General features: G+C 39.5%; 13 protein-coding genes. 8 read left to right on the plus strand and 5 right to left on the minus strand.

Annotated elements, in window-relative coordinates:
* Positions 1–3 precede the first annotated feature (3 nt).
* From AWW67_RS02635 to AWW67_RS02655, 5 genes are all read left to right on the plus strand, one after another.
* On the plus strand, positions 4–783 hold the full coding sequence (locus AWW67_RS02635) for a DUF6503 family protein (protein WP_062300064.1): 780 nt from the start codon (positions 4–6) through the stop codon (positions 781–783).
* A 305-nt stretch (positions 784–1,088) separates the two neighbouring features.
* Positions 1,089–1,562 carry a nucleoid-structuring protein H-NS gene (locus AWW67_RS18860; protein WP_141655366.1) on the plus strand — a complete coding sequence of 158 codons (474 nt, stop codon included), beginning with the start codon at positions 1,089–1,091 and terminating at the stop codon, positions 1,560–1,562.
* A 71-nt stretch (positions 1,563–1,633) separates the two neighbouring features.
* Positions 1,634–2,173, plus strand: coding sequence for a hypothetical protein (locus tag AWW67_RS02645; RefSeq protein WP_245620839.1), 540 nt, complete (start codon positions 1,634–1,636; stop codon positions 2,171–2,173).
* Positions 2,170–3,003, plus strand: coding sequence for a hypothetical protein (locus AWW67_RS02650; RefSeq protein ID WP_062300067.1), 834 nt, complete (start codon positions 2,170–2,172; stop codon positions 3,001–3,003). The genes AWW67_RS02645 and AWW67_RS02650 overlap by 4 nt, the downstream gene beginning before the upstream one ends.
* Positions 2,990–5,422 carry a leucine-rich repeat domain-containing protein gene (locus AWW67_RS02655; RefSeq protein WP_062300069.1) on the plus strand — a complete coding sequence of 811 codons (2,433 nt, stop codon included), beginning with the start codon at positions 2,990–2,992 and terminating at the stop codon, positions 5,420–5,422. The genes AWW67_RS02650 and AWW67_RS02655 overlap by 14 nt, the downstream gene beginning before the upstream one ends.
* A gap of 151 nt (positions 5,423–5,573) precedes the next feature.
* On the opposite strand, the gene fabF is transcribed toward AWW67_RS02655, so the two are convergent.
* Positions 5,574–6,821 carry a beta-ketoacyl-ACP synthase II gene (gene fabF, locus AWW67_RS02660; RefSeq protein ID WP_062300070.1) on the minus strand — a complete coding sequence of 416 codons (1,248 nt, stop codon included), beginning with the start codon at positions 6,819–6,821 and terminating at the stop codon, positions 5,574–5,576.
* Positions 6,818–7,423 (minus strand): TetR/AcrR family transcriptional regulator, encoded by a 606-nt coding sequence (locus AWW67_RS02665; protein ID WP_062300072.1) that lies wholly within the window; start codon positions 7,421–7,423, stop codon positions 6,818–6,820. The genes fabF and AWW67_RS02665 overlap by 4 nt, the downstream gene beginning before the upstream one ends.
* A gap of 134 nt (positions 7,424–7,557) precedes the next feature.
* On the opposite strand from AWW67_RS02665, the gene AWW67_RS02675 reads away from it, so the two are divergent.
* Both AWW67_RS02675 and AWW67_RS02680 read left to right on the plus strand, forming a co-directional pair.
* The gene (locus tag AWW67_RS02675; RefSeq protein WP_071387037.1) at positions 7,558–8,103 is read left to right on the plus strand and encodes a DsrE family protein; all 546 of its coding nucleotides are present in this window, start codon (positions 7,558–7,560) and stop codon (positions 8,101–8,103) included.
* Positions 8,104–8,180: 77 nt separating this feature from the next.
* Positions 8,181–8,723, plus strand: coding sequence for a DsrE family protein (locus tag AWW67_RS02680; RefSeq protein WP_071387038.1), 543 nt, complete (start codon positions 8,181–8,183; stop codon positions 8,721–8,723).
* 6 nt (positions 8,724–8,729) lie between these two features.
* Here AWW67_RS02680 and AWW67_RS02685 read toward each other — a convergent pair whose 3' ends face one another.
* Positions 8,730–9,797: a zinc-dependent alcohol dehydrogenase family protein gene (locus tag AWW67_RS02685; protein ID WP_221405245.1), complete on the minus strand. Its 1,068-nt coding sequence runs from the start codon at positions 9,795–9,797 to the stop codon at positions 8,730–8,732.
* A gap of 102 nt (positions 9,798–9,899) precedes the next feature.
* Here AWW67_RS02685 and AWW67_RS02690 point away from each other — a divergent pair, with 102 nt between their 5' ends.
* The gene (locus AWW67_RS02690) at positions 9,900–10,337 is read left to right on the plus strand and encodes a hypothetical protein (protein WP_062300079.1); all 438 of its coding nucleotides are present in this window, start codon (positions 9,900–9,902) and stop codon (positions 10,335–10,337) included.
* A gap of 52 nt (positions 10,338–10,389) precedes the next feature.
* Here AWW67_RS02690 and AWW67_RS02695 read toward each other — a convergent pair whose 3' ends face one another.
* Together AWW67_RS02695 and AWW67_RS02700 are read right to left on the minus strand one after the other, a co-directional pair.
* A complete protein-coding gene (locus AWW67_RS02695; protein WP_062300080.1) occupies positions 10,390–11,847 on the minus strand; it encodes a M20 family peptidase in 1,458 nt (485 codons plus the stop codon).
* A 40-nt stretch (positions 11,848–11,887) separates the two neighbouring features.
* A complete protein-coding gene (locus tag AWW67_RS02700) occupies positions 11,888–12,760 on the minus strand; it encodes a cation diffusion facilitator family transporter (RefSeq protein ID WP_062300082.1) in 873 nt (290 codons plus the stop codon).
* Position 12,761: the final 1 nt, after the last annotated feature.

Genomic DNA, 12,761 nt, shown 5'->3' on the forward strand with positions numbered 1-12,761 from the left:
AAAATGAAAAAATATTTAATAGTTTTCCTTATGGCTTCTCTAATGGGCTGTGGAGAAACAAAAACTGAGAATAAAATTGAAGAGGTAAAAGTAACTTCGCCAAAAACGGAACATCACTCAGAAAGCATCACTAAAGTTTTTGATGCTCATGGTGGTTTTGGTAATTGGTCTGAAATGAAGCAGCTTTCTTATGATATGTCCAATGGGCAGCATCACTTGATTGAGCTCCAAAGCAGGTATACTCGGATTGAGTCTGAAAAGGATACAACAGGTTTTGATGGTAATGAGGTTTGGGTAAGCCCAGCTACGGCTAATGCTTCCCGAGCTCGAATGACCTATAACCTCTATTTCTATTTTTACGCATTCCCTTTTGTGGTAGGCGATGAAGGCGTGATTTATGAAGATGTAGAGCCAATGAATATCCTGGGTACTACTTATAATGGAGTGAAAATTTCGTATGAAAACGGAGTGGGTGAGTCATCTAAGGATAATTACATCATTTACTCCGATCCGGAAACCAATAAAATGGCTTGGTTAATGTATACTGCCACTTTTGGTAGTGAAAAAGCAAGCGACAGATGGAATTTAATTAAGTATGATCAATGGCAAACCATTAATGGAATTACTTTACCAAAATCTTTGCAGTGGTATCAATATAAAGATGGCGAAGTAGGTGGAATGAGAAATGAAGTGCTTTTCGAAAATGTAAAGCTTTCAAAAGAAGTACCAAGCATGGATAATTTCAAAATGCCTGAAGGTGCTCAAATTGCTCCAAGAGGTTAAAGCTGAATTTAATTTTCATGAAATGTCGCAATGGGTTAATTCCTGTTGCGACATTTTTTTTGTGCAGATTCTTACTTAAAAACTCGGTAAGAAATGACAAGTTAATGAGTCATTCTTTCCCCATATTTGTCCGCTTACAAGATTCTTGTTTTCATTTTGACAGCAATTTTCTCTATTCGAAAAGAAAACTTTGTGAAAAGTTGCTAAAAGAGCTGTTTAGTGAAAATAATAGTAGCTTGGAACAGAACTTGCTTAATGAGAAATCGTTTAACGAAGCCATATATATGAAACCAAATTCACACAACATGAAAAGCATCTTTAAATTAGTGCCAGTCTTCTGTTTACTGCTCTTTGTAATGTCTTCTTGTAAGAGTCAAAAAGCGGTGGTTGATGCCAACCAAGAACCAGAAGAAGTTATTGAAGAAACCACTCCCGAGCCAACTCCTCCTGTAAAGGAAGAACCAAAAGTAGATCCAGAGGCAGCCAATAGGGCGCTTGACGCTAGGTTGTCTAATTATTTTGGGCAAATCGCGAATGCTTCGTCTATTAATGCGGCAAATAATAATATCAGAGAAGCCGTTGGAATGTTTAGTAATGGAGAAGCTCCAGTATTGATCATTTTTTACGCAGCCAATGGAACTGAAGATTTTGACGAACCAACTACGATTACTAAGTACCTTAACTATTTAAAGGACCTTAAGAAGGCTCCACATAAGGTAAAAGAAATGGTGATGGATTCTCAAGGCAGAATCAAGGAACTAGTATTAGTAAAGAAATAGTCAAAAATACCCTAACACAAGAAATTATGAACAATCAAATATTTAAAAGACTTTCTTATGTGGTTGCTTTAATGGCCTTTTTTGCTGTTTCAACCCAAGCTCAAAGTCCTGTAGATCCCAATCGTGAAAAAGCAATTGACTCACTAGCCTTAGAAAAAGTTAAAGACTTAGGAAAGTACATTGCCATTATTGGTAATAAGGATACTCCTTTTTCTGAAGCCAACCGCGTAATGGATAGGGCCGAAGAATTATTCGCTCCGGGTAGCGAAATGGGCGTGTCATCACTCGCTTCGGAAGAAATCAAGTACTACAAAGTACGTGAGTATTTCCAGCGATTAATGGCCCTTAACTATGATAAGGTAAATATTGAGTGGTACGATGTTCAATATATATCTGATTTAGAAAGACAGCCCGATGGCCGATATGTTGGTGTAGTTACTATCTATCAGAAGTTTGAAGGAACTACTGCGGATAAAATGAACTATAAAGACACAACTAAAAAGGATATTACCATTTACGTAGAAAAGAAAAAGACTCAGATTGCTGGTAGAACTATCGAATTTTGGGACGTAATTTTGGGCGATATCAGAGTATCTGAAACTTCAGTATGAAAAAACTAATTCTTCTTTCACTTTCTTTTTTCTTCGTTTTTACCTCATATGCTTCTGCCCAAATTGTGGGCGAAAATTATGAAATCGAGCAGCAACTGTTGGCAAGCACGAAGCAACTCAATCAGTTTTTTAAGCGCTTTAACGGAGAAGAAGACGTAAAAGGAAGAACGTTTGAGCCTGATGATAGGCAATATCGCAATGAAAGATTGCGTAAAAAATACCTCAGTATCCTCTTCGATGAGGAGGATACTGATATTTCTTCTCAAGCCAAGAATGACTTTATAGAAAGAGTAACTCAAGGTGATAATCCTGAATTTTTAAATCTCCACTCCAAAGATTGGTTTGCAGTAGTAAACACTACTTTTCTATACAAAGGGAAAGAAATGCCATTACTGCTCTATATGAAAATTCAGCAGGAGGCACTTGGTTACGAATGGGTAATTGCCGATGTGGCTTTCGATCCTTACAAAACAATGTTTGACAAACAGCGAGGCGAAACCAAAGTGTTTTTGCACCCAATGAGCCACGAGCTTGACTTTATGAATTTACGAAAGGCCCTTGTGAAAGGAGGCGTTCCAGAATCATATACTTTGGCCGATTACAAACCAGATTTCTTAACCATATTTCTATATGAGGTAAAAATGGGGATTCTTCAATTTCAAACTGTAAACCGAATGAATTATCATTTCTTTGGTATTGATGGCTGGTACTTTTCTCTCACCAATTTTAATCGTGCCAACGATAATTCAGGTTGGTTAATTTCAGACTTACTTCAAGTCAACACTTCTCAAAAAGAAGATTTATTGAAAATAATTTATGAGAAGAAATAGACTCATATTATTACTGCTCTTTTTTAGTGCAAGTGCCTCATTGTGGGCGCAGTCTCCTGTTTTGCCCGACTCGGTATTGGAAAAAAAGAAGGAGGGAGTAAAGGAAATTATAAGTGCGTTAGAATATTACCTCAATGTAATTGGTTCAGAACGAACCGCAGTAAGCGAAAAGGAAGTGATTATTAGCAACAGCTATGCAAAGCTTTTTGTCGACCCCAAAGTTCAGGTAGAAGATGACCTGGAAGAGAAAAGATCAACTCCAATTTTTAAAGACATTCAGGCCTACTTAAAAGACATTGATTTCTTTTTCAAGAATGTGGTGTTCGATTTCGAGATCACAGAAATATTGGTCCAAACCAAAGAGAATGGCACGCCCTTCTATAAGGCCGAAATCATAAGAAATTTGCAAGGTACTTCACTAGGTGGAGAGCCTGTAAACAGTAGCCAAAAACGATTTATAGAGCTGAATTTAGACCCGAAAAAGAGTGAACTTAAAATTGCCAGTATATATACAAATAAACTGAGCAGAGATAAACAGTTAACGGAATGGTGGTCTTTGCTGACCTTAGGGTGGAAGCAAGTTTTTAGAGATAAAATTAAGTTTGAAGGAGACAGTATTAGCAATCAGGATTTGGTGCGTTTGGCTTCTATCGATTCCCTTGATTTATCAGGAAATGACCTTGTGCTTAATCTTGATCCAATTTATCAGCTTACCAACCTAAAGTATCTGAAAATAAGCAATACATGGATTAATGATCTAAAACCTTTGCGATCTATCAATACATTAAAGTCACTTGATGTTTCCAATACTTCAGTTTTCGACCTTCAGTACCTAAAATACCACAACGAAATTGAAGCGCTTAATCTATCTAATTGTCATGTTGAGGATTTCTCATTCTTGAAGTCGTTCGAGAAATTGAAGAAACTGAATCTTTCTAGAATCAAACAAATAGATTTGTCATTCATAAGTGAACTGGTTTCTTTGGAAGAACTCAACTTATCTGAAGCCGCACAAACGGCAACCGTTGATTTTTCTAAGTTGAATAAGCTTAAGAAGTTAGATTTATCAGCAAGCGATATTATAAATCTGAATGGGTTTCAGTCGGCTATTGCGCTGCAAGATTTAGACCTTGAATTGACAAATGTAAGTGACTTAACTTCGCTTTCGGGTTTAGGGCAATTGAAGACCTTGAACATCACCAATACTAAGGTAGAATCACTTGAGCCACTGAATCAGGTGAAATCTTTAACAAAGATATACTGCGACAATGCACCGCTGGAAGAAGTAAGTACAGAGGCTTATGTAGAGGCTAATCCACGAGTTTTGGTGGTGAGAAATACCAAGCAATTAGAACAATGGTGGGGTGGTATGTCAGACATGTGGAAGGGCGTTTTAACAAAATATATGGATACGCCTAACCCTGATAATGAAGATTTAATTCAGCTCTTAAGAATCGATTCTTTGAACTTAGAAGGAGCTGGAATTATAACTTTAGCGCCACTGGCACAACTGAAGAAAATCGCGCATTTGAACTTAAATTCTAATCCATTAAAGAACCTTCAAGGCCTTGAGTCATTGGAACGTTTAGAAACCCTTACCCTGAATAATACTTCCGTAGCGGATCTTTCGCCTTTGGCAAACTTATCTAACTTAAGACATATTGAGGCTGAGAATACCAAGGTCAAGAATATTACAGACTTGGGGCGGTTGGCCATGTTGAAATACCTGAGTTTAGAGGGGAGTAATGTGGATAAAACTGCGGTTTCGTTAATACTCGATAAGAAGGAAGACCTGATCGTGATTTTTCAAACCAAAGCTTTAAATGCTTGGTGGGGAATATTAAGCGAGCCAATGAAAAGAGCCTTTAAAGAGAACGTGGTAATGGCTGCTCAGCCAACGGCCAAACAATTACATCAATTGGTTTCCCTTGAAAGGTTGAATATTCAAGGCTCATCGATTACTAGCTTGGTGGAATTGTCGGAGTTTTACCGACTGAAAGAGCTTAGCCTAAACCGGCTTGGAATGAGAGATTTGAACTCATTACCAGACCTAAAAACTTTAGAGTCTTTGAGTTTTACCGAAATGCCGGTAACAGATTTATTGTCTGTACTCAAATTCAATAACCTCAAGTCACTGAACTTTAGCAATACGGCCATTGGTGATTTACGCCCGCTCACAACGATGACGAAATTAGAGCGAATCAATTGCTCAGGAACGAATGTGAAGCGTTTCACTGGGCTCGAGGGACTTTCTAACTTGAAATGGATAGACTGTTCAAACACCAAAGTCTTCAAGTTCGACCGATTGACAGAACTTAAGAAATTAGAAACGGTTATCTGCTTCAATACCTCTTTGCGCAGCAACGATATCGAAAAGCTGAAAAGTGCTCTCCCAAATGTGGAGGTGGTGTTTTATTAGGCTTGATGAAAAATATAGAACCCTCCAAAAGTTCAAAGCTTTTGGAGGGTTGAGTTCACCTCTTTGTTAAGGATTTATAGGTTGAGTTTCTACTTGAAAGAAATCAGCCTGACCTTTCTTAATTTCGTTTCGACCTACTAACTATTAACTACTAACTATCCTCAAACCTCTTAAACACCGCGCTGGCCATATGTCCGCCAAAGCCAAAAGTGTTGCTCAATGCATATTTTACTTCGCGCTTTTGTGCCGAACCAAGGGTGAGTTCAAATTTACCATCAAATTCTGGATCAACGTTTTTCGTGTTAATCGTTGGAGGAATAATGCCATCTACAATGGCCATTACACTAGCAATTGCTTCTATTGCACCTGCCGCACCAAGTAAATGACCTGTCATGGATTTCGTAGCTGAAATATTCAAATCAGGATTCGTTCCAAAAACTCTTTCAATCGCGATCAACTCACTTGTGTCACCTACTGAGGTGGAGGTGGCGTGCATATTGATATAGTCGATATCTTTTGGCTCAATACCCGCATCATTGAGGGCTTCTTGCATTCCTAAGAAAGCACCTTCTCCTTCGGGGTGAGTTCCGGTTAAATGATACGCATCTGCGGCCATTCCTCCACCTGCTACTTCAGCTATAATGGTTGCGCCTCTGGCGATTGCGTGCTCGTAAGATTCCAGAATTAAAGTACCAGCGCCTTCGCCCATTACAAAGCCATCGCGACTTACATCGAACGGACGGCAAGCAGTTGCTGGGTTCTCGTTATTGGTAGAAAGTGCACGAGAAGCGGTGAAGCCGCCCAGTCCAGCCGCGGTAATTGGGGCTTCCGATCCCCCCGTAATAATCATGTCGGCCTTGCCCCATTTAATATAGTTAAAGGCATCTATAATGGCAGTGGTAGAAGAGGCGCAAGCAGAAATGGTGGTGAAGTTCACGCCTCTTAGGCCGTATTTGATAGAGATAAGTCCCGAAGCAATGTCTGCGATGATTTTGGGAATGAAGAAAGGGGAGAAGCGAGGAGTTTCATCATTTTTCACATAGTCGATCATCTCTTCCGTAAAGGTTTGAATACCGCCATTTCCTGATCCCCAAATCACCCCAATTCGATTTCTGTTCAGTACATCAAAATCAATTTTGGCATTTTTGATGGCTTCTTCTGTAGCAATTAGGGCGTACTGCGTAAAGGGATCCATACGTCTGGCTTCATTTCGCGGAATGTAATCTTCCACATTAAAGTCTTTCAATTCGCAGGCAAAGTGGCTTTTGAATTTCGTGGTATCGAACCTCGTGATTGGTGCACCACCGCTTTTTCCAGCTTTTAGGTTGGCCCAATACGTTTCTAAATTATTTCCAATTGGGGTCAAAGCCCCCATTCCTGTAATTACTACTCTTTTCATGTTGTTATTTTTAATTGGTGATTGACCAATGATTTCAAGTTTTCAATAATGTTAAAAAACGATGCTGGATCGTTTGCGGTTTTTGCTATCAGAATACCACCTTCAATGGCGGCAATGTAGAAATTGGCATAATTGGTCGCATCAACTTCAGGTTTGATTTCGCCAGATTTTTGCCCCTCTTTAATTACGCTGGCAATTTCAGATTGCCAATTCATTAATATCTTTTTGGCCTTTTCCTTAAAAAAGGGATAGAAGTCATCTGCTTCTACCGCTACATTCATTAAGGGGCAACCGCCATTGTTGGCCACAGTTTCAAAGTTCTGATGATAGAAATTGAGTAAACCAATGAGTTTGCCGATGCTCGATGGGTTGGCAGCCCATGTTATTTGTAAACCCTTCTGCAAGAATTTTACATTGTGATTGAAACAAGCTTCTGCCAAATTTTCCTTATTTCCGAAGTTACCATAAATGGCACCTTTGGTTAATCCAGTGGCGCTGGTAATGTCTGACAAAGCTGTGCTCTGGTAACCCTTTTTGTTAAAAATGGGAGCTACCGTTTCTATGATCCTCTTCTTTGTTCTTTCAGATTTAGCAAAAGTCACATGTAAAAATATACCAATCGGTATATTTTTACAACAAGCCAGAGCTTTAATTTCAAGGCGGTAATAATTTTATTTCTATGGTTTGAATTTACTGGTTGGAATATTGTAATTGAACTGGTCAAAAAAACATTCCTATGAAACTTAGAATCATCTTTGCCTTTTCTTTGCTCCTCATTACTCAGTTGAGCTTTTCTCAAGAAAAGAAGTGGGTAAACCCTATCATTAAAAACTACGGTAGAATTTTAGAGTTGGAAAAGGTGGATGTTGCGCCTGACCCAAATATGGAATATAAAATTCTGATTGAGTTGGTGCATAAACTAGATAAGCCTGAAAATGCGGCTTTTGCTGCAACAAATGTGGCGCGTCTGATTAACCTGCACGGTGTAGGAGGAGTGAAGCCTGAAAACCTTAAAGTGGCGGTGGTGATTCATGCGGGTGCCACGAGTTCTGTTTTGAACGCTGACGCCTACAAAACAAAATATGAAGTAGAAAGCCCCTATGCTCCTTTGTACAAAGAACTGATGGAAGCTGGTGTTGAAGTGATTGTTTGTGGTCAGTCGTATTCCATGTATGGAAATAAGGTAGAGGACTTAATGCCTGGCGTGAAAATTGGGACTTCTGCTCTCACCACTATAAGCACCTATCAACTTAAAGGCTACGCTTTTTTTAAGTGGGAATAATCCTTTCCAAAAAGATTGATTGATTTATTCTTTGAAATTGTGTCTATTGGGTTCGATTGTAAATAACCCTGAATAGCATGACAAAATTGAACAAATACCTCTTTGCTTTTGCCGCCTTGTTAATCGTTAACATCGGTTTTTCACAAGAAAAAATTAACCCAATCATTAAAGGATACGGAGGAATCATTGATGCTCCTTTTGCTGTCGAAAAACCAGACCCTAAACTGGAATACAAAATAGTTATTGATATTGCTACTGGTGATGCTGACCCCAAAGCTGTAATGTATTCTTTAGAGAATGTAGCCCGACTTTTGAACTTGCATGCCATGGGAGGAGTGCCTGCCAAAAACATGAAGGTGGTGTTGGCTATTCATGGGCAAGCTATATGGTCTACATTAGATAATGACACTTACAAAGCAAAATACGGAGTAGACAACCCACATATTCCTCTTTTCAAAGAATTAGAAGGAGCAGGAGTGAAGTTATTTGCTTGTTCTCAATCCATTTTAGGTCGCGATATTGATCACACAAAACTTGCCCCTGGTATCAAAGTGGCTACTTCAATGTTAAGCACACTTACTACCTACCAGTTGAAAGGCTATGCGGCTTTGAAGTTTTAAGGCATATTAGAACCTATTAATCACTTTCACACCTACTCCCTGAAATTCATTCATTTTGGGAAGTAGGTTTGTGGCTTCTTCTAAAGAAATCAATTCGCCAATCAGTTTTTCGGGTTGAAGTTTTCCTGACTTAATCATGTTCATCATTTCAGGGTAAGCATGGGCTTGCATACCGTGGCTGCCAATTATTTCTAACTCATTGGCTACCACCAAATGCATGGGTATTTCTGGTAGGTAATCGTTGCCAGCCATTAAGCCTACTTGAATATGCTTGCCTCTTTTTCTAAGGTTGTCAATGGAATTGAAACAGGTGGTTTTACTCCCGAGCGCATCTACCGAAACATGTACACCGCCATTCGATATTTCTTTGACCGCCTCAACCACATTTTCTTTTCCGCCATTTATGGTGTAGTGCGCGCCAATGGTTTTTGCAAAAGTCAATTTGCTATCGTCAATGTCTACAGCAATTACTTGAGCACCCAAAGCTTCGGCAATCATAATGGCAGAAAGCCCAACACCACCGCAACCATGCACCGCTAGCCAATTTCCTCCAGTTGTTTTGGCTTGGTGCGCTACTGCTCTAAAGGAAGTGATAAACCTACAACCCAAACTGGCTGCGGTTTCAAAACTGATTTCATCGGGTAAGTGCACCAAATTAGTGTCGGCATAATGAATACCTACATATTCAGCAAAACTCCCCCAGTGAGTAAAGCCAGGCTGAAATTGGTGATCACAAACTTGCTGATTGCCCGAATTGCATTGTTCACATCTTCCGCAGCCACTTACAAAGGGAACTGTTACCCTGTCTCCAATTTTGAATTTGGTAATGCCTGAGCCAAGTTCTATTACAGTTCCAGCCAATTCATGCCCAGGGATATGGGGTAATTGAATATCCGTATCGTGTCCCATCCAGCCATGCCAATCACTTCGGCACAAACCTGTGGCACCTACTTTTAGTACCACTCCACCAATAACGGGTTTTGGGTCGGTTACGGTTTCGATTGTAACTGGACCTTGAAATTTGGTGTAAAGCGCGGCTTTCATACGGAAGATTTTCGGTTTTTTCGTGTCCAAATTAAGAAAATCAAGAGATTCTAATTCACCGATAATCAATGATCGTGTTTTTTATTTTATGGCTCTTTTGTGCTTACTTTGTTAAACACTAAAGAAAGCAATATGTACAACGGATTACTTCACGCTCACTCTGGTTTAAGGTGGATCGTTCTGATTTTATTATTAGCCGCCATTTTTAACGCTTTTTCTAAAAAGAAATCGGGAGTATGGACGGCAAAAGACAAGAAAATTTCACTTTTCGCTATGGTTTTCACCCATATTCAACTTTTAATTGGTTTGGTCTTATATTTTATTAGCCCGAAAGTGAATTTTGTGGAAGGCTTTATGAAAGACGATGTGCTTCGCTTTTTTGCGGTAGAGCACGTATTGCTGATGGTGGTTGCGATTGTCTTAATCACAATTGGTCATAGTAAGTCTAAAAAAGCTGTAACTGACGCTAAGAAATTTGGTGCTATTGCTACTTTCTACCTTATCGGACTGATTCTGATTTTGGCATCTATTCCTTGGCCGTTCAGAAACTTAGGGGCGGGTTGGTTTTAAACATAGCCTTCGAAAATATGTAAAAGAAGCAGAAGTCAACTCTTCTGCTTTTTTATTGCCCTTTACTGTTCAAGATAAGCTGTCGGTAAAAGCGAATGGCGTTCTTGTAATCTTCTACTGGAATGCGCTCGTCAATACCATGAAAAGTGCTGATGTTTTCTTCATTAATATGGTAGGGCACAAAGCGATAGATGTTTGGGCTGATGGCTCCAAAATGCCTAGAGTCTGTAGCTGCGATAACTAAGTTAGGCGCGGTTAAAACTCCATCGAAAACTTCTTTAATAGACTTATTAATGGTGTTGTATCCCGAGGTTTCCACAGGAGAAACTGGGGATGGCTCTGAATTGAAACCGAAAAACCTGGTTTTAACACGTGAATCGTCAATGGTTTGATTTACATGGTTCAGCACATCTTCTGAAGTTTCTCCCGGAATAATTCTGAAGTTGATCAAAGCTCTAGCATGTGTTGGAATAATGTTCTCTTTAATTCCTGCATTGAAAATGGTTGGAGCGGTCGTAGTTCTGATCAAGGCATTTCCAGCTCCGCCCGCGCTTTCATAGGTACTTAAAACAAGTGGTTTGAAGATAGAAAGATTAGCGAAAGCCATTTTATTCACAAAACCCATTTCAGGCCCAATCTGATTGATAAAGCCTTGCATCGGTTCTGAAATTGTTCCTTTGGATGGATTGCTTTTCACCTTAGCTACCGCTTTGGCTAATACATCAATGGCTGTTTCCGCGTCAGGTCGGGAAGAATGACCACCATCCATATCAACCGTCAGTTCAATGGTGGTAGAGCCTTTTTCGGCTACTCCAATAAAGGCCACATCAGAATCTACACCCGGTACAAGTTTTTGGGTGATGGCATATCCTTCATCCAAAATATATTCAGCATGAATTCCCTCATGCTCCAAATATCGAGCAATAGCAACTGCGCCTTTTTCTCCGCCTACTTCTTCATCGTGACCAAAAGCCAAATAGATAGTTCTTTCAGGTTGGGCACCTTCAGAAAGAAGCATTTCTACAGCTTCTAAAATACCGATTACCGAAAACTTATCGTCAATAGTGCCACGGCCCCAAATCACTCCGTCTTTCACAATTCCGCCAAAAGGATCGACCGACCATTTTTCTGGGGAAGCAATAGGAACCACATCAATATGGCCCATCAGTACAATAGGCTTAAGTGTTAGGTCTTTTCCCCTCCAGCTAAATAAATGGCTGTATTGGTTAAAGGTTTTGTGTTCTAAAATAGAATCAATTAGAGGGTAATTGTTCTTAAGAAATTCATTGAAGGACTCGAAAGCGGTGGAATCAAAATTGGCTGGGTCTTCGTGAGAAATGGTTTTAATCTTTAAAGCTTCTGTAAGTCTTTGAATTGAAGAATCAGGGATTTTAATTTTTGAGACTGGCTCAACCTCTAATTGTTTCGAACTAAAAATAAAGGTTTTGAAAAGCACAAAGGCCACAAAAATGAGGAGGAGTACTAGTATTGCTTTGAGGAATTTCTTCATGTTTAAATGAGATTGAGCCTAAATATAAAAATTGTCGGCTTTATTCTTCGGGTTCGATGTGAATAAGCACATCGGCTATTTCGGGCATTTCGTTTTGAATTGCATTTTTCACCTCATGGGCAATGTCATGTCCTTTTTTAACAGAAATTTCACCTTTAACCGTAAGGTGTAAATCTACATGGAACGACATACCTGTTTTTCTAACAAAGCACTTTTCTGTACCCTGAACTCCAGAAACGGTTTTAGCTACTTTTCTGATGTCGACAATTAAATCATCATAAACGTGCTCATCCATAATTTCGCCAAGGGCGGGGCGAAAAATCAGAAATGCATTGTAAATAATAAAACCTGAAGCGAGTAGTGCCGCCCAATCATCTGCTGTTTCATAACCTTCCCCCATATAAACGGCAATTGAAATTCCGATAAAGGCCAATAAGGAAGTGATGGCATCGCTTCTATGATGCCAAGCATCGGCTTTCAAAGAAGTGCTTTTAGTTTTGTCGCTCTTCTTAGATACAAACCGATAGAAAACCTCTTTTAGAATGACGATTGCCGCCAAAACTACTAGTGTGAATTTTTCTGGAACTTTATGTGGCGTGCGAATATGCTGGATGCTTTCATAAGCAATTACTGTGGCTGAAATCACTAAAATTCCAACCACAATAAAAGTAATAAGTGGCTCGGCCTTGCCATGCCCGTAAGGATGATTCTCATCCGCAGGTCGGGTAGAATATCTTAACCCGAAAAGAACTAGTAATGAAGCAAATACATCTGTAGTAGACTCAATGGCATCGGCAATGAGGGCATAAGAATTACCAAATACGCCTGCAATTCCTTTTGCAATGGCTAAAAATGCATTGGCAATCGCGCTAAAAATGGCGGTATTGATGGCCGTTCGTCTATTCGATTCCATG

Source organism: Roseivirga seohaensis (genome assembly GCF_001592945.1).
GTDB classification, from domain to species: domain Bacteria; phylum Bacteroidota; class Bacteroidia; order Cytophagales; family Cyclobacteriaceae; genus Roseivirga; species Roseivirga seohaensis.

Bases quoted from the DNA above. Each gene is read 5' to 3' on its own strand.
- AWW67_RS02635 (WP_062300064.1), top strand. From the start codon at position 4: ATGAAAAAATATTTAATAGTTTTCCTTATGGCTTCTCTAATGGGCTGT.
- AWW67_RS18860 (WP_141655366.1), top strand. From the start codon at position 1,089: ATGAAAAGCATCTTTAAATTAGTGCCAGTCTTCTGTTTACTGCTCTTT.
- AWW67_RS02650 (WP_062300067.1), top strand. From the start codon at position 2,170: ATGAAAAAACTAATTCTTCTTTCACTTTCTTTTTTCTTCGTTTTTACC.
- AWW67_RS02655 (WP_062300069.1), top strand. From the start codon at position 2,990: ATGAGAAGAAATAGACTCATATTATTACTGCTCTTTTTTAGTGCAAGT.
- AWW67_RS02690 (WP_062300079.1), top strand. From the start codon at position 9,900: ATGTACAACGGATTACTTCACGCTCACTCTGGTTTAAGGTGGATCGTT.
- AWW67_RS02675 (WP_071387037.1), top strand. From the start codon at position 7,558: ATGAAACTTAGAATCATCTTTGCCTTTTCTTTGCTCCTCATTACTCAG.
- AWW67_RS02680 (WP_071387038.1), top strand. From the start codon at position 8,181: ATGACAAAATTGAACAAATACCTCTTTGCTTTTGCCGCCTTGTTAATC.
- fabF (WP_062300070.1), bottom strand. From the start codon at position 6,821: ATGAAAAGAGTAGTAATTACAGGAATGGGGGCTTTGACCCCAATTGGA.
- AWW67_RS02700 (WP_062300082.1), bottom strand. From the start codon at position 12,760: ATGGAATCGAATAGACGAACGGCCATCAATACCGCCATTTTTAGCGCG.
- AWW67_RS02645 (WP_245620839.1), top strand. From the start codon at position 1,634: ATGGCCTTTTTTGCTGTTTCAACCCAAGCTCAAAGTCCTGTAGATCCC.
- AWW67_RS02695 (WP_062300080.1), bottom strand. From the start codon at position 11,847: ATGAAGAAATTCCTCAAAGCAATACTAGTACTCCTCCTCATTTTTGTG.